This is a genomic window from Parapedobacter composti (genome assembly GCF_900112315.1).
In the GTDB taxonomy this organism is placed as follows: domain Bacteria; phylum Bacteroidota; class Bacteroidia; order Sphingobacteriales; family Sphingobacteriaceae; genus Parapedobacter; species Parapedobacter composti.
The window spans coordinates 110,021-126,655 of record NZ_FOLL01000015.1 but is presented as its reverse complement, the minus strand read 5'-3'; the positions used below and the strand labels follow the sequence as shown (position 1 = coordinate 126,655).

The following is a 16,635-nucleotide window of genomic DNA, read 5'->3' as shown; positions in this document are numbered from 1 at the left end:
GTTTTGTTTTATTTTATGGTTAAGATAGTTCGTTCACTTTCGTTCCCCAGGCGGTCTACGGCCGTCACCGCTACGGCCTGCAGTTTGGCGTCGCCATTCGCCGATTGGTCTGGCAATCCCGTCGCCATAGCCGTTTTGTCCATGATTTTGTAATCCCATATGTCGCCAAAGCGGTAATACACCACCCACCTGAATACCTTATCGGGCGCCGGATGTTTCCAACTAAGCTGTATTTCTCGCCCCTGCTGCTTCAAGTCTACCAAAGGAGCTTCGGGCGCGTCATTGCCCAACCACGGGCTGGCAGGTACCAACGCCTGCTGCCTGTAAGGCCCATCAAGCAATCCTTGGCCAAGCAGCGGATGCCGCGTTAGCGACGAGATGCTCCAATGCACCGCGCCTTTACTGGTGGGAAGCATGCCACGGGTAATCATAATCTGGTTGACCACCTCCCGCAAGTTGGCGTCATCGCCACCGCGGCCAACATTCATGCCTGGCCAGAGATGCCGCCCTTGGGTATTCTCCCCTTGCCACCAGCCCAGCAATACGGGGAAACTTTGTGGAAGCTGGGCGATGGGCCAGTACAGTTGGGGTGTGAAGTAATCAATCCACCCCTTGTTCAGCCACAGCTTTGCGTCGGCATAGAGTTTATCGTATTGATCCATCCCCGCGATACCTTCCGGGTAACCCGGCCGCCAGATACCGAACGGACTCAGCCCAAACTTGACATGTTTCTTTGCCGTTTTTATCTCTTTGTATATACGTTCAATGAACTGATTGACATGGTTGCGGCGCCAGTCGCCCCGCGACAGCGCCCCTCCGCCGGCGGTATAAGCCCTCCAACTGTCGTCGTCCGGAAAATCTGCTCCGCCGTTGTACGATTCATAGGGATAGAAATAGTCGTCAAAGTGGACACCGTCGACATCGTAGCGCTTCACGATGTCCATCACCACTGCAGCAGCATGGTCTTGCGTCGCTTGCTTAGCCGGGTCGAACCACCAATATCCTTCTTTGAGCGGGACGACCGACTCCCGCATTTTGTTGACAAGTGACGGGGGCTCCACAGCCCCTGCGGCTGGATGATGCGCACGGTAGGGATTGAGCCATACGTGCAGCTCCAGGCCGCGTTTGTGTGCTTCGGCGATCCAAAACGCCAACGGATCGTAATACGGATGAGGGGGCGTCCCCTGTTTTCCGGTAAGGTAGTAAGACCAAGGTTCCAAATCACTGGGATACAATGCATCGGCCTGCGGCCGTACCTGGAAAATCACCGCATTGAAATGGTGATCCTTCAGAAAATCGAGCAAGGCCAGCGCCTCCTCCTGCTGCTCGGCCGTGCTTAATCCCGGCTTGCTGGGCCAGTTGATATTATCTACAGTGGCCACCCAGGCCGCCCTGAATTCGCGCAGGGCTGCAGGGACAGGGGAAGTAACGGGTTGCCCTATGGTTAGGGTTATTGTACCAAAGCTAATTAACAACCAGCTGAATGCGGTTTTTAATAACCGATTTGTATATGTTGCTGTTTTCATCATAATTTACATACCAACCTATCTCCGCTATCGCGCTCTACCTTGAACGCCATTGAGAAATCCCCGCAAACCGGCGACAATTTTCCCGGCCACCGCCTCGTGGAACCCGTTGTCCAACAACCGTTCCTCATCGGCCGGATTCGATAAAAAGGCAACTTCCACCAGCACTGAGGGAAAGGACGTAGGTGAGTTTAACGTAAAATTAAAGCCGCCGACATTACCGAAGTCGGCCAAATCCAGTTTCCGCATCTCCGTTAAAATATACTGCGACAGCGGCCGGTATGCCTGATGGCGGTAATACGTGGAGACGCCCTGGACCATTGGGTTCGCCGAGGCATTGCAGTGGATACTTATTAACAAATCTGGATCTTGCTCTTGAAGCCGTCGCAACCGTTCTCCATTATTAACCGCCTCATCACCCTCACGCGTCATGATTACGTTGGCTCCAGCCTTTTCCAGCGCATCCTTCAGCTTCCGTGCCATCGACAAGTTCAAATCTTTTTCCAACACGCCCGTCATGCCCACCGCTCCGCGGTTACTTCCCCCATGCCCCGCATCCACCGCCACGGTGAGCTGACGGAGGCTTAACACAGCCGGCTGCGGCTTTACCCGGATTACCAGGTTACGGCCGCGGTACCGAATGTCATAACCCCATAGCTGCGGTTCGTTCAACTCAATAACCGCCCTGAAAACATCTTTGCTACGCTGTTCATACCAGACGTTCCGGATAGCCAACAACCCCTCCTTCTGCGTCATCCAGTTGCTGTTAGATACGGCGCCATATATGTCGACCACAATGCGTGTCGGATGTTGCTGTACGGTAGCCACATAAGGAAGCCGTTCGTCTAAGCCGATGCTCACAAAGTCGGCTGTACTATCCGAATATACTGTCCAACTGCCGGTAAGGGAATGCGGCCGGAAATGTACGCCGCGTTGCACCGCCAGCCGATCCGCTGGGACATAGGCCTGATCGGCCGTAGATAGTCTTACCCGGTACATGTCATGCATTTTCCCGGTTATCTCCAGCCTAACCAAACTATCCAGCGTTCCCATCTTAGCCCCGCCCAGGCGGTCTGTACCCAAGCCATAATACAGCGGCACTCCGTTGGAAGTGGTAAGCCCGGTCAAGACATATGGCTGGTTCAGTACAGTTATCCGCTCCCGGCTTTCCATCATAACCGTCTTTTTGCTTACGGAATCGAGCAAGTAAAATGAGATGGTCTGGCCGGTCAGGCTGTCCGACGGCTGAATCCGGTATTCACCCCGGTAAATACCGCCAACCTTAGCAACAGCTGTGTCTGCTTCAAACAACGGAATGCCTTGGTAAAAGGTAGCCGCCATCCCTGGCGTGGCTTTCATTTCCACCTGCAGCAGGTCGCCCGGCTGCAGCCACAGATCTCCTCCCGGAGCTATCCGGATGTACTCAATGGCAAACCCTTCCGTCGGTTTCGGCGGCAATGGCTTCTCGTAGACCACTACGATTCGCTTTCGCAACGTATCAGTACCCATCACATGCCACACCTCCCATTCGTTCGCGCCTTCGCGCAAATCAAGTGGCGCGGCAAATACGCCGGTGCTGTGTACCGGCAATGGCGTTCCATTAAGAAATAACATACCCTGCGGGTCAGCCTTCCCCCGCAGATATACCACAGCCCTATCCACCGTACTGCTATCCGCCATCGGTGAAACAACCTGCAGTCTTCCCTTCTGCCCATGTGAATGAAATGGGTTACAACACATGACTCCAATGGCCACGCCCAGAAATAGGTATATTCTCCGCATCATTTATATTTTGGCGGCCTTTATGGTGCCACTCCGACCACCACTCCCTGCGTTTAAAAAAGGCTTATATTTAGCGGAAGCAAGATTAAGCAAAAAATTTAAAACAATCTAACCGTTTTGGGGTTTACAGTCAAAAAGTTGCAGAAGCAGGTGCCTTTCGATTTTTTAACAATTTGATTTGGTTTTTTTAACAATAACAGGTTATTTTTACTATTGAAACGCAAATTAGTTAAAACAAACCAGCTAACTTCCCATTATTTCCACCCCCTCATCGGCTGATTATGAAAAAAAGACAAGTACTCCTGATCGTTTTTTCCTGTTTAAGTATTGCCGTGACATACGGCCAACAGAAAATAAAGGATAACACGGGGCAGAATGACATAACAGGCGTACAGAAGTCGTAATATTGCGCTAACTTTGCAGTATGGAACCGGCAGCGTTATACCCGTATTTCCTTGCGCATCCACGCATCAGTACAGACACCCGGCATATCCAGCCGGACAGCCTCTTTTTTGCTATAAAAGGGACCAACTTCAACGGTAATGCCTTTGCGGAGGAGGCTCTTGAAAAGGGGGCCCGGTATGCCATTATTGACGACCCCCAATACCAGCAGGACGAGCGCTTTCTACTGGTACCCGATGTCTTGGCTGCACTGCAAGCATTAGCGCGGCACCATCGCACGCAACTAAACATTCCCTTTATCGGTATCACCGGTTCTAACGGTAAAACCACCACCAAAGAGTTAGTACAAGCGGTCTTATCCCGTCAGTTCAAGACCTATGCTACCAAGGGCAACCTAAACAACCACATCGGCGTACCGCTTACAGTGCTTTCCATTGACACACAAGTGGAGCTCGCGATCGTGGAGATGGGGGCTAATCATCCCGGTGAAATCGCCTTCCTATGCGGCATCGCCCAACCCACACACGGACTGATTACCAATGTAGGCAAGGCCCATCTCGAAGGGTTCGGTGGTTTTGAAGGCGTAAAGAAAACCAAAGGCGAGCTATACGACTATTTGGCAATGCATTACGGCACCGTGTTTCTTCAGCAGGATAACCCATTGCTCAGCGAGATGGCCGCCGCACGCCGCATTGATAAGGTGGTTACCTATGGCTTTACTGAAGGGAATGACCTCCGGGGCGAACTGGTATCCGCCAATCCGCTGCTGCAAGTAAGGTGGCAAACCCACGGAAGCCTGGCAAGCCATGTCGTCCAAACCCAGCTTGCGGGATCTTACAATACCGAAAACATCTTGGCAGCAGCCTGCATAGGCCATCATTTCGGTCTCAGTCCAGACACCATCAACCAAGGTTTATCCGGCTACAGCCCGGCCAACAACCGTTCACAGCTCACCAAAACCGCGCACAATACCGTTATCAGCGATTATTACAACGCCAATGCCAGCAGCATGGCCGCAGCTTTGGAAAACCTCCGCCTGCTGGACGCCGACAAAAAAGTGATCATTCTGGGCGACATGTTTGAAATGGGCGATGAGTCGCATGAAGAACATGGCAAGGTGGTAAACACCGCTTTGGCCCTGAACCCTTCGCGGGTGATCTTTGCGGGCAAAGCGTTTTACCGCCATCAACAGGAAGGCGCTGAATTTTATGAAACCACCGATGCGGTCAAAGCCGCCCTGCAACAACGTCCCATCAACGGAGCGCTGGTGCTGCTTAAGGCCTCCCGTGGGATGGCTTTTGAGCAATTGATGGACACACTTTAATCATTCATTCGATTTCGACATCGTGTTTTACGACGTCACGACGCTTTACTTCCAGACCTTCCAGGAAGACGGGTTGCGCAAGAACGGATTTTCCAAAGAGAACGCATCGCAGCAACCCCAGATACTGATTGTTACCCCCCAAGGGATACCTCACTTAGAGCTTTTTCTTCAACCGTTCCGCTTTTTTGTGATAGTCACTTGTTTCCGTTACCCTTTCCACATACGACAGCGCTTCGTCGTGATCCCCCAATCGCCACCATGCCACGGCAGTAAAATAACTGGCATCGCCCGCAAATACAGACGGCCCGTCGGCAATCGGTTTTAGGTCAGTTATCGCCTTGCGATACTGCGCAAGTCCAAGATGACTGAGACCGCGATAATACCGGTATCGCACAACGCTCGTGTCATCGGATACCAACCCGTCCAGCAACCTGATACTCGTTTGGTAATCGCCCTCGTTGAACGCAGAAACTGCCTGCTGATAGGTGGAATCCGCTCCGCCATCCCGGGTTATCGATGTAGCCATCTCGGGCAGTTGTTCAAAATCCGGCTCAAAAAAACCGACGTAGTTAAATACGGCCAACAAGCAGGCGGCAACCGCAATGGCCGGTAGCAGGAGCCGGATGACACCCGGCTTTTTCTTCGGCCCTTCTGCTTCATAGGCTGCCCGTACCTGCCGCAAGGTCGCTTCCAGGGCGGACACGCCGGCTTCGGCAGCCCGGTGCTTCGTGATGAGATCCCGTAATTCACGCTGCAGGGCCAGCTCCTCCCGAAGGGCCCCGTCTTCCTTCAGTTGCTGTTCGAAAGCCTGCCGCTCTTCCACCGCAAGTGTACCGTCCAGATAATCCTGAATCTGTTCAAAAAATGCTGCCATGATCAATTTCGTTTAAATAGGGGGTGTTTCTTCACCAACTGTCCCAATTTCCCCATACATTCGCTCTTCTTCTTGCGCAGGTAGGCATAGGTCAGTCCCAGTCGTTCGGCTACCTGTTCCTGGTGCTCCTTGCCCATGCAGGCTTGGATGATTTCCCGGCACCGATCGCCCATATTGGCCAGTAACTGCATCACCGTGTGCTCCCGCTCCAGCTGCTCGGCATGCCGGCCAGCTTCGGCTTCATCGTCCTTATCAAAGTTAAATCCATCGTCGATCGATTTTGTTACCGGGCTGGATGCCCTTTTTTTCAACACATTCAGCCATTTGCGCTTGCAGATGGTGACCAGAAAAGCCTCGAACGGACAAGTGAGCACAAACCGGCCATCGGCACTCATCCGGTAGATGTCTACCAATGCTTCCTGCATGATGTCGGCCGCATCCGCTTCGTCACCACTATTGTATCGGATCATGCGGCTGATCTTAGAGGCATATAACCGGTAAATTTCGGCAATGCCGCGGCTGTCGTTTTGCTGTAGGCAGGTGATAAATCGTTGGTCGGGATGCATTATATGATCGTATTAAAGCCATAAAGATAAAAAATTTCCCTATTTTTAGGGCACAGAACTAAAATGCGATGGATTAAAAATACGACGTAATGAGCAAAAGCCTATACATCTCCGTTGGCCTCCTTTTCACCATTGCCGCATCCGCATTTGCTTCCGGGGCTGATACGGTGGAAGCACGCATCAACTTCGATTTTGCAGGAACTCGGGTACTGTTCAAGCCCGAACTGCCTGAACTGGCTGGCATACCCGGTGGCCGCGCACCGTTTTATACGTACCTGTGGGACTTTGGTGACGGCCATTTCAGTATGGACGAAGCACCGGAACACCAATATACCGAACCCGGCGAGTATGAGGTAACGCTCTACACGGTAAGCAACTACGATAATGGTCCCCGCCCTAAGCGGCCTACCCGGAAAATCAAGATAGACGCTTCCAAAGCGGCCCCCCAAAAGGTAGCGTCGGGAGCGGAACAGCATTTCTTCGGCCCGGACGGCACGTTCAAGCTCTCTAAAAATGCAAACGCGTTACCGGGGGAGGATATGGTGGTCATCGCTGGCGTCAAAACCGGCGAAAAAGGGACGGTGTTCCTGCTCACCAATGAAAAAATCTTCGGCCCCGAGGGCTTTGTCCTGGCCGGGCAGTCGGCCTACAACGGTGAACGGGTCATTCCAATCGACGATTCCCGGACTTTGAAAGGCCTGTGGGCCGGTGTCCCCAGCGTGTCGGTCACACAAAGCGGCAGCCCGGATTATGGTGTGTTTGAAGAAGTAGAATTTACCGGAAATGAGGCGGTCGACTATTTTGCAGACCTGTATGGCAGTTACAAAACGGTTACGGGATACGAGGTAGACGGTAGTGCCGATGCCCAGTTTTCGCTCATCAACCTGGACATCACGCCCGAAATGCTCACCGACACAAACGCTACAGTGACCATCACCGGAGTATTTATCCCGAAAGAAGGCCCGGCTCGGATACACCAACTGGACGTGCCGGTCGTGACCTCGCACGACCCCAACAAAATGTCTGTAAAGCAGTCGCGGATGCGTTACCGGGCATTGGCCAGGCGCAAAGCGCTCACCTATAAAGTACAATTCCAGAACGATGGGGAAGGCGATGCGAAAAACATCCGCCTGGAGGTCAAGTTGCCGGATGTGCTCGACCTCTCAACCTTGGAGCTGCTCAACCTGTATCCGCAGTGTGACACCTGTCTCACCGGACAGAGCGTGGGTTGCTATCATTACGAGATCCGGGGTGAAGACACGCTGGTATTCCACTTCAAGGACATTGCACTGCCGGGATCGAAAGCGCCCGATGTACACGATAAGGACAGCACCCGGGGCTTTATCCGGTTCCGTGTTCAACCCAAAAAAAGGCTGCCAAATCGTGCCTTTAAGGGGCAAACACATATCTTCTTTGATAAAAACGACCCCATCGTCACCAATATGGCAACAAGCCGGTTTCGCAAAAGCCTATCGCCCATCGTTTTTGCCGGATACCATCAGTTCCTCAAACGGCCGGAAACGTGGCGTAGCGATGAAGCCTCCGTCAATCCGGGGATGATGTTCGGCATCGGTTTGGCACCCCTGGCGCCCTACCGAAAGCTGTACTGGCAGGTGGAGTTGTACGCCAACACGTACCGGGCCGGATCGGCGGCACGTGGTATCCCGGAGGAGGGGGCTATCGAAATTCCAGTGGAACGGAGCGGCCAACCCGAACCGATGCCGTATTTCAGTTATGACCGGTTGGTTTCCTCGCGGTTCCTGCAGCTGCGTATCGTACCGCTGCACATCCGTTATAACTTCAACAGTTTGGTTTCCGCAGGGATCGGTGCATTAGCGGAAACCTCCGTCAATACCGCCTATCGGGAAAGCCGTACCTACCACGTACAAAGTGATCCCGAAATGGTGGAAGTGGAGCGGCTCCATACGACCGACCGACTCGCCAGGGGTCGGCTGTATGTGCAGCCGTTCGTCGATGTCAACGTGGGACGTACCTATCTGGGGCCCGTATCCGGACTGCGCTATGTGTATGGCGCGGGGCAAGGCCAAGCTACCCACCTGTACGTAGCCTGGCGTTTCTGATGATGATGAAGTGGCTGCTTCATACGACCCTCCTTATGGTTGCTTTCACCGCCTGCCAGTCGCCCGGACCGCAGACTACCCGCGACGAAGAAAAACCAATGGCCGTCATCGATGAAGAAGCCTTGCTCAATATACTGGATACGCTCGGGGCCATCGCTTACGACCATCCGGAACGCTTCATCCACCATCCGGATTCGTTCATCAATCTGTTGCCCCGCCAACCCGCTTCTCCGGAGGGCAAAGAACTATACGCCTGGCTGCTGCTCAATGTCGGCTATGCCCTTCGCGAACATGGCCGGATTCTCGAAAGCATCCGGTATTATGAGACGGCATTGACGTATTGTGCGGCCGAACAACTGACAGTCCCCGACCGGGTGCTGTATATCGCCAAACCCCTGGGCAACCTCTACACGCAAGTCGGAGACCTCGAAAAAGCGTTGCACATCCAGCAGGAAGCGATCCGGCTCACGGCCGGTCAGCCAGCCCAACAGGCAGCACTCTACAGCAACCTCGCTATTGTTTACCAGCAACTGGGTCAACCGGACCGTGTGTTGCAGACCTGTAAAAGCGGTTTGGCTTACCTCGATCCGGCCGACAGGCAGACAACTCCGCTCTATAACACCCTGGCGCGATGCTATCAGGAAATGGGTAAATCAGATAGTGCCCGCACGGCTAATACACGGGCATTGGCCTTGCTGTCGGACAGGCCTCTGCAGGGCGACACGTTGCTCTGGTATACCGAAGCGCTCCACCAGCGGGCATCGCTGGCCGCCGGTCAACGTCAATTTCGGGAAGCGTTCCATGATGTCAACCGCGCCATTGCCCTGATCGATGCATATTTCCCGACCAGCAAGGCACGTGAAAAAGCCAAGTATCACTATATGCGGGGCAATTTACACCGATACGACCTCCACCCGACGGAAGCCCGCTCCGATTTCGACCGTGTGCTTCACCTGCTCGGGGCGACCAAAGACCGGCTACCACCCGACTACACCATTACGGATGCGCTGTGGGGCCTGGCTCGCGTACATGCTGCACCGGATTCGGTGATCCACTACTACTCCCTGGCCCTGGAGCACGCCTACTATACCCAACAACTGATTACCAGCAAAACGAGCCACTACCAGAACTCGGCTTGGAACAGAACATTGCTGCAGGAAGCGCTGACCTACCTTTACAGGGCGTATACCCGGCAAACGCATCCGGTGGAGCGGCAAGAGCTTGCGCTACGGATGCTTTGGCTCATTGAACTTTCCAAGGGACGGCAACTCCTGCAGGAGGTGAGCCGCACAGATCGGTGGGATACCTCCGAGCGGGATGACCTCCGGGAAAGTCGGCAACGGCTGCAATACCTCTACGGCCAACTGGCTGCGGCGGCGGACTCCGCCGAACGCATCGAATACCAACGCCAGATTGCTGAAACGGCATTCCAGCTGCAACTTGCGGAGGAGCATTTCGACCGGGATTTCGCCCCGCCGGCTATGGCGGATTTCCGCCGATTTGTGGAACACATCCCGGATTCCAGCATGCTCGTCAGCTATTGCCTGCCTGACAGCGGCTTGGCATTGGCGGTATACCGGGCCGATGGAGCTTACCATGTCCATGCCATAGAACATGTGGAACAGGTCGTACAACGCGTCGGGCGCTTCATGAACGAATACTTCCATAAGGGGCCCGATGCCTACGAGAATGCTCCTCACGCCTACCAACAGGAAGCACACAGCCTGCGGGAAACACTGTTGCCGTTTATCGGTGAACAGCCGCATAGCGAACTCGTCATTTCCCTGGACGGTATCCTGTTTACGCTGCCTTTTGATGCGCTGATGGCAGACGGTCAGTTCCTGGCTGAGCAGTATCCCATCAGCTATACCTATACCTTGTTGCTTAACCAGCGGCATACGACCGGCACCAGTTTCCAGCCGGATATACATTGTTTTGCCAGATCCGACTATGGGGGAGAGCTACCCGACCTGCCTTCCGTAGCGGCCGAAAAGCAGCTGCTGGCCAAACGCTTCCACGGCCGGATCATGGAGGGGAACGCATTGACTGACGCCGCGCTGCTGGATGCGCTCGAACACGGGGCTTTGCTGCATATCGCCGCACATGCCGTAACAGGAAACAACACATCACCTTATCTCGCCTTCAACCAACCCTTTACGTTGGATAAGTTACGTTACTCCATTTCCCAATCCCCATTGGTCGTCCTCTCTGCCTGCCATACGGCCGCAGGCGTTGCCGTTCAGGCCGAAGGTTTGGAAAGCCTCAACAAAGCGTTCATCAGTAAAGGTGTATTGGGTGTCATTGCGGCGTATTGGCCGGTGGATGATGCGACTATGCCGCAGTTCATGGCGTTGTTTTACGAACAGTTGGCCGATTATGAAGTCCCTTCGCTGGCTCTCGCCCGTGCGAAGCAACACTATCTCCAAGAAGCTCCACCCGCCCGCCGAAACCCTTGGTACTGGGCAACCCTCAATTACACCGGGGTGGAAACCCGGATTACACTGCCTGGCCGATCGCGCTGGTACTACCCGTTAGTGGGCCTCGGGATGTTGTGCCTGCTTGGAATTGGGTGGCGATGGTACCGACACCGGAAAAGCAAAGACAAGGTGTAGCCATCAAAAAAGGCGGCCCCCACCATTTTGTCGGGACCGCCCGGATTCAACAGGTGTTGTTTGTTACCGATACCCCATCAATAGTTCAATACCTCGATCTCCGTCCGCCTATTCGCCTGGTGCAGTTCCTCCGGGCAATCCACACCATTCCCACAGTCGTTCAGCAGGCGGGTTTCACCATAACCGCGGGCAACCATACGGCTCCGGTCAATACCTTTGCGCACAAGGTAAGCCACCGCCGCATCCGCGCGGCGCTGCGACAGGCTCAGGTTGTAGGCGTCGTTGCCCCGGCTATCCGTATGCGACGATAGTTCGATACGCAGGGTCGGATTTTGCTGCATAATGTTGGCCACATTGTCCAATACACGCGCTGCGTCGGGTCGGATATTGCTCCGGTCGAAATCGTACAGGATATTCTTCAGCACCCAGCTTGCACCTTCCTCCAGATCACTCACACCCAATTTGAGCGTCACATACAGCGTTTTGCTGCGATCCAGTCCCTTGGTGGTAACGCGCTCCGTCTGCGAATATTTCCCGGCCTGATTCGCGACCACATTGTAATCCGCCCGCTGATCCAACTGGTAGATGAATTTACCTTCACCGTCGGATACTTGGCTCATGTTCGCATCCGTTCCTTCGTTGGTCAGCGTGGTGTTGATCCCGGCCAGCTTACGGTCACTGTTGCCTTCTACCGTTTCACCGATCAACGTAAAACGGGGGTCATCGTGCAGTAACTCCTTGTAAATCGTGGCACCACCGCCGGCAAAGTCGGCCGCTGTCAGCACCACCTCGGTGGTCCGGATACCGTTCTTCTCGCCACTGATGCGGTACGTTCCGCTTTTTGCTCCTGCCAGCCGTTCAGCCTCACCATGCGCATTGGTAATGGACACCTGTTCACCATCGCCGCCATCGATCACCACCTTCACCCCGCTCAGCGCCAGTCCGGTCTGCTTATCCTTTACCACCACCAGCACATCCTTAGGCTGTTGTTGCACAGGCTGTACGTCAGGCACTGTCTCCACCACCGGAGGAACCGGACGCTCCACCGGTTTACGTGCCTTACGCTTGCCAAATGTGTATTTCACACCCACCGTCATGTTTACTGCCTGCGTATATGTACTCCGCACGGCCGTATGGTCGGTATAGTGGTCATAGCCGTTATTTACGAACGTATTTGGCGCAATCGGCAACATTTCTTCCCGCTCCTCGATGAAGAAGTCACTGTCCTTGCCTCCAAATTGCCGGCCAAAGGTTGATAGGTAGTCGCCCTGTGCAAACACACTCCAATTTGGACTCAGCGCATAGTTGAACCGCAGACCGCCTACCCCCATCCATGCCCAGGCGTTATCAGATGCATTGGCTGAAGCGCGGACCAGCAACGTATCCGTTCGCATACCCGTGCCCGTCTGTGGATTCTCCACCGTATACACCAGGTGCCGCTGGTAAGCGGGGAACTGTTGGTAAAGCAATCCGCCTTTCACGAATGCCTCCAGACTGAACTTACCCGCCGTAAACTGATAAGTAGGCCCTATAGCCAGTCCGAAATGGCGAAAGCGCTTCGTATTGTCATAAGTTGTCGCCAGGTAGCCGTTTTCAAAAATCAGGCTATCGCGCCCCCATACCGGATGCTGTAGTATACGGACGTCGATGCCCAGACCGAAATTGCCGCCACCAAAATAATGGTCGGCAAACACCCCGCCCACATAGCCCAGATTAGCCCGGGCCGTATCCCCGTGATAATTGCCCAGTGTAGCACTGGTGCCACCAAATAAACCGACCTGCCAGGGATGACGCTCTTGCGCCTGTGCTGGTGGAAAAGCCGCGGTCAATAACATCAGGGTTACTACCGCTATCCATACTCGTTGTGTAAACTTTTTCATGATCGTTGAATTTTGTTGAACTATATTTTGGAGGTAAATCAACCCGCAGCCGCAAATGTTACCCCCTACCACCAAAGCATGTTCGGGACTTACCCGCGCTATAGTTATCACCCATGACAGGCACACATAAACAAAGGGGCAGTCTTTTGGACCACCCCTTTGCTGCTTGTTGGTAAGCTTCTGTCAAACTACGGTGCCCGTTCCAACACCACAAGCTGGTCGATTGACAGTACAGGATTGGGCCAGCAGTCTGTAGGATGAAAGATCATGTGATAAAGTTGTCTCCATGCTTTGCACAAGAATGCCCCTGTAACCGCGAAACACATTTTATTTACGTAAATTTACCGCACTAAGGTTTTTTTACATGAAAATCAGGGTGGTAAAGACCGCCTCAAAAGCCAGGGCGGTCCAGATTGTGCGGTATCAAAACAACAGGCGAACCATCCTGCGTCACATCGGTTCGGCGCATACCGATGCGGAGCTTCAGGAACTGATGACCACCGAGGAAATAATTTATTCGAATGAAAATCCATTTACAACGGAAAAACGAAGCCATTCATTTCGAAGGTTCGAGTGAACTTGTCGATGTAAAAGTAAATATTGACGGTTCGGAAAGTATCGGCGGTGAAGCGTATTTGATCTTTCCAGCATGCTGAAGATGCAACGTCAAACCATAGAAGATATACAGGTTGAGGTGGAAGGGAAGCGTCGAGAAGAAGTTAGCTGCCGGCGATGTGGAGATTACGTATAGCTTGAAATTCGTTTAAATATAAAATAGGAGAGAAACGCTATTATTTCTCTCCTATTTTATCATATGTTTCAAGCAACTAATTCCAGAACCAATTCCATGCTTTTTCCAGTAAGGCAGCCCCACTGGCGATGCCGGCTCCGGGACCTGCACCAACACCACCCACGAGCGCTCCAACAGCTGCCCCGGCAGCATCAGCTCCTACGACGTCACAAGTATGACATACTTTTGCAGCGTGGGCTTCTTGAAAAGCTTCGTAGTAACCGCTTTTACCCTGCTGAATAGCAGAAACATTGTGCCAATATCCAGAAGAATAACGGGCAATGGCATGTTGGTTTAATAAGGCTTTTTGCTGTTCTTCGCTCAGCTCTTTATCAGCCAGTATCTTCGCCTCATTTTCTTTTACCGCGTCAATAAATGTTAATGTACGATCGGTAGAGGTGCCACCATTATCCTCATTCAATAAACCTAGCGGAAGCGGGTACGGAAAAGTCGGTGAAGGCGTCAAGATGTCACATATCACGGGGAACCAACGGCAGAACTGAGGTGGAAAATTAGAGGAAGGCACACCGATGTTCATTTCACTATAGGCATCAAACAACTCCCCGTAACCTGCAATTTGCTCGTCCCCAAACTCCATTTTCTGAGAAGCGTAGAAGTCGGCATAAATCTTCAGCATCTTCTCCCGATTCATTTCTTTGCTGCCGTCTGCTTTGGCGATAAAGTAGTCGAGAAATGCATTGTGCTGCTCCCCTTCCTTATCATATGGGTTTTTCGGATTCTGCATTTGCGTGTTTGAGATTTCACGTTCTTTCTTTTCCATGGGTATGTCATCAGCTTTATCACATGAAGTGAAAATGAAGAGACTGATCAAGGCAATGGCGATGGTGTTAAGTAAATTTTTCATAATATTTATTTTTAAAGTTCTCCTACTCTTTTTAGGCTTTTCGGAATCCGCCTTTTTCGTGCTTTTGTAGATAAATCACCGGCATTTCCTAAATGTTACCCCCTTTCCAAGAAAATTTTTTTTGAAAACAGAAAAAACGACATAAACAGTCCTTATCCCTCATCGAACGGTCAGAAATAAATTTTTGTACTGATTCCTGACTTGTCCCTCTCTCATTTACTTCAGCCGTAATCAGCTGAACTTACCGCACCGATGCGGAGCTTCAGGAACTGATGACCACCGGGGAAACCGTGACCATTAAAGCCGAGCCAACCGCCGAAATGACCGCGATAGACAAGTCAGGAGGAAGGCGCTGAATTTTATGAAACCACCGATGCGGTCAAAGCCGCCCTGCAACAACGTCCCATCAACGGAGCGCTGGTGCTGCTTAAGGCCTCCCGTGGGATGGCTTTTGAGCAATTGATGGACACACTGTAACGGCTTCTGTACGCTATCGCACATGAACTGTCCGATATCGGACAATTTATGTGCGATGTCTATATCAAACACACTGTATTCAAACACATTATACTTTTGGCATGTCGTTTTAGCGTGATGAGTGGCCGGTTACAGACACCGGTCACAAGCAAAGAAACATGGACAGAGCCTTACCGAAAAAAACATGGAACAGCAAGCGGATCACCTTGGTTGCTGGAGCCACAGGCATACTCGCCTTGCTAGCGGCCAGCTATTACTTTACCTCCGGCAATTCACGTCTTAACGTGGATGCCGAGCGGATTACTATATCCGAAGTTAAAGAAGATTCCTTCCGTGAATTTATTCCGGTAAACGGCACCGTACTTCCCATCACCAGTATCTTTCTGGATGCCGCTGTTGGCGGCCGCGTAGAAGAAAAATACGTGGAAGACGGCGCTCACCTGAAGAAAGGCACCCCCATCATGCGACTGTCCAACACCGATTTAGAGCTCAGCCTGGTTACGCAAGAAACGCAGGTATTGAACCTGCTTACCCAAGCCCAGATAGCCCAAACCAACGCGCAGCAGGTAACGATCAACAACAGGAACCAACTGGCCGACGTGGAGAATCAACTCAAAGAAGCTGAGCGTTTATATAAGTTGAACAAAACGCTTTATGAAAAAAAAGCCATCGGCTCCCAAGAGTACCAGAAAGCGGTGAACGACTATAGCTACCAAAAGCAAAAGCTGGAGCTCACCAAACAAATCATCCGTCAGGACTCATTGAGTACGGCACAGAAAGCCGAACAAGACCGCCGCACGTATGAACGCACACAGGCCGCGCTGGAACTTATGCGGAAGAAGGTAGACGACCTAACCCTCCGTGCCCCGGTGGATGGGCAGCTTACCTCCTTCGATGCTGAAATCGGCCAAAGCAAGAACCCCGGCGAACGCCTCGGACAAATCGATGTGCTCACCGGCTTCAAAGTACGGGCAGATATTGATGAGCACTACATTTCGCGCATATATCCTGATTTGGAAGGCGAGTTTACATTTGCCGGAAAAAGCTATAAGCTCATCATCAAAAAGGTATACACCCAAGTGACGAACGGGCGTTTCCAGGTGGATATGGAATTTGTGAATAAAGTGCCAGAAGGCATCCGCCGCGGACAGACCCTGCAGATCCGGCTGGCGCTAAGCGACGAAACCAAAGCGATCTTGCTGGCCAAAGGTGGATTCTATCAGCAAACCGGTGGCAACTGGGTATTTAAACTAACTGACGACGGCAAGGCAGCCTATCGGGTGGATATACAGTTAGGCCGCCAGAACCCGGACTACTACGAAGTTATCAGCGGTTTGACACCCGGCGATAAGGTGGTAACATCTAGCTATGAAACGTATGACAGGATACAGGAGTTGAGGATTGGTTATTAATGGCGGGTGGTCGGTGGTCAGTCACCGATCCCCCACCACGGATC

12 protein-coding genes and 1 pseudogene are annotated in these 16,635 nt (G+C 52.6%); 6 read left to right on the top strand and 7 right to left on the bottom strand.

The features are described 5' to 3' along the window. Positions 1-8 precede the first annotated feature (8 nt). The gene (locus tag BM030_RS14970) at positions 9-1,529 is read right to left on the bottom strand and encodes a glycoside hydrolase family 10-like protein (protein ID WP_090974417.1); all 1,521 of its coding nucleotides are present in this window, start codon (positions 1,527-1,529) and stop codon (positions 9-11) included. Positions 1,530-1,553: 24 nt separating this feature from the next. Further along, entirely contained in the window at positions 1,554-3,311 is a 1,758-nt protein-coding gene (locus BM030_RS14965; RefSeq protein ID WP_090974416.1) for an N-acetylmuramoyl-L-alanine amidase, read from the bottom strand. A gap of 421 nt (positions 3,312-3,732) precedes the next feature. Here BM030_RS14965 and BM030_RS14960 point away from each other — a divergent pair, with 421 nt between their 5' ends. Together BM030_RS14960 and BM030_RS20550 are read left to right on the top strand one after the other, a co-directional pair. Beyond that, a complete protein-coding gene (locus tag BM030_RS14960; RefSeq protein ID WP_090974415.1) occupies positions 3,733-5,034 on the top strand; it encodes a UDP-N-acetylmuramoyl-tripeptide--D-alanyl-D-alanine ligase in 1,302 nt (433 codons plus the stop codon). Next, positions 5,033-5,185 (top strand): annotated as a pseudogene (locus tag BM030_RS20550) (IS1634 family transposase); the annotation flags it as partial. The gene BM030_RS14960 and the pseudogene BM030_RS20550, both read left to right, overlap by 2 nt. Positions 5,186-5,188: 3 nt before the next feature. Here BM030_RS20550 and BM030_RS14955 read toward each other — a convergent pair. Continuing rightward, the gene (locus BM030_RS14955; RefSeq protein WP_090974414.1) at positions 5,189-5,908 is read right to left on the bottom strand and encodes a tetratricopeptide repeat protein; all 720 of its coding nucleotides are present in this window, start codon (positions 5,906-5,908) and stop codon (positions 5,189-5,191) included. 2 nt (positions 5,909-5,910) lie between these two features. Beyond that, positions 5,911-6,474, bottom strand: coding sequence for an RNA polymerase sigma factor (locus BM030_RS14950; protein ID WP_090974413.1), 564 nt, complete (start codon positions 6,472-6,474; stop codon positions 5,911-5,913). An 89-nt stretch (positions 6,475-6,563) separates the two neighbouring features. Between BM030_RS14950 and BM030_RS14945 the strand changes: the two genes are divergently transcribed. Together BM030_RS14945 and BM030_RS14940 are read left to right on the top strand one after the other, a co-directional pair. Beyond that, positions 6,564-8,555: a PKD domain-containing protein gene (locus tag BM030_RS14945; RefSeq protein WP_090974412.1), complete on the top strand. Its 1,992-nt coding sequence runs from the start codon at positions 6,564-6,566 to the stop codon at positions 8,553-8,555. Further along, entirely contained in the window at positions 8,555-11,167 is a 2,613-nt protein-coding gene (locus BM030_RS14940; RefSeq protein ID WP_090974411.1) for a CHAT domain-containing protein, read from the top strand. Before BM030_RS14945 ends, BM030_RS14940 begins: the two co-directional genes overlap by 1 nt. Before the next feature lie 77 nt (positions 11,168-11,244). Here the strand turns inward: BM030_RS14940 and BM030_RS14935 are convergent, their stop codons facing one another. Next, a complete protein-coding gene (locus BM030_RS14935) occupies positions 11,245-13,047 on the bottom strand; it encodes an OmpA family protein (protein WP_090974410.1) in 1,803 nt (600 codons plus the stop codon). Between the two features lie 364 nt (positions 13,048-13,411). Between BM030_RS14935 and BM030_RS14930 the strand changes: the two genes are divergently transcribed. After that, positions 13,412-13,624 (top strand): hypothetical protein, encoded by a 213-nt coding sequence (locus tag BM030_RS14930; RefSeq protein WP_090974409.1) that lies wholly within the window; start codon positions 13,412-13,414, stop codon positions 13,622-13,624. A gap of 250 nt (positions 13,625-13,874) precedes the next feature. On the opposite strand, the gene BM030_RS14925 is transcribed toward BM030_RS14930, so the two are convergent. After that, on the bottom strand, positions 13,875-14,702 hold the full coding sequence (locus tag BM030_RS14925) for a hypothetical protein (RefSeq protein WP_139215908.1): 828 nt from the start codon (positions 14,700-14,702) through the stop codon (positions 13,875-13,877). Positions 14,703-14,999: 297 nt separating this feature from the next. Next, the gene (locus tag BM030_RS19675) at positions 15,000-15,266 is read right to left on the bottom strand and encodes a hypothetical protein (protein ID WP_139215907.1); all 267 of its coding nucleotides are present in this window, start codon (positions 15,264-15,266) and stop codon (positions 15,000-15,002) included. A gap of 71 nt (positions 15,267-15,337) precedes the next feature. Between BM030_RS19675 and BM030_RS14920 the strand changes: the two genes are divergently transcribed. Then, positions 15,338-16,591, top strand: coding sequence for an efflux RND transporter periplasmic adaptor subunit (locus tag BM030_RS14920; RefSeq protein ID WP_090974407.1), 1,254 nt, complete (start codon positions 15,338-15,340; stop codon positions 16,589-16,591). Positions 16,592-16,635: the final 44 nt, after the last annotated feature.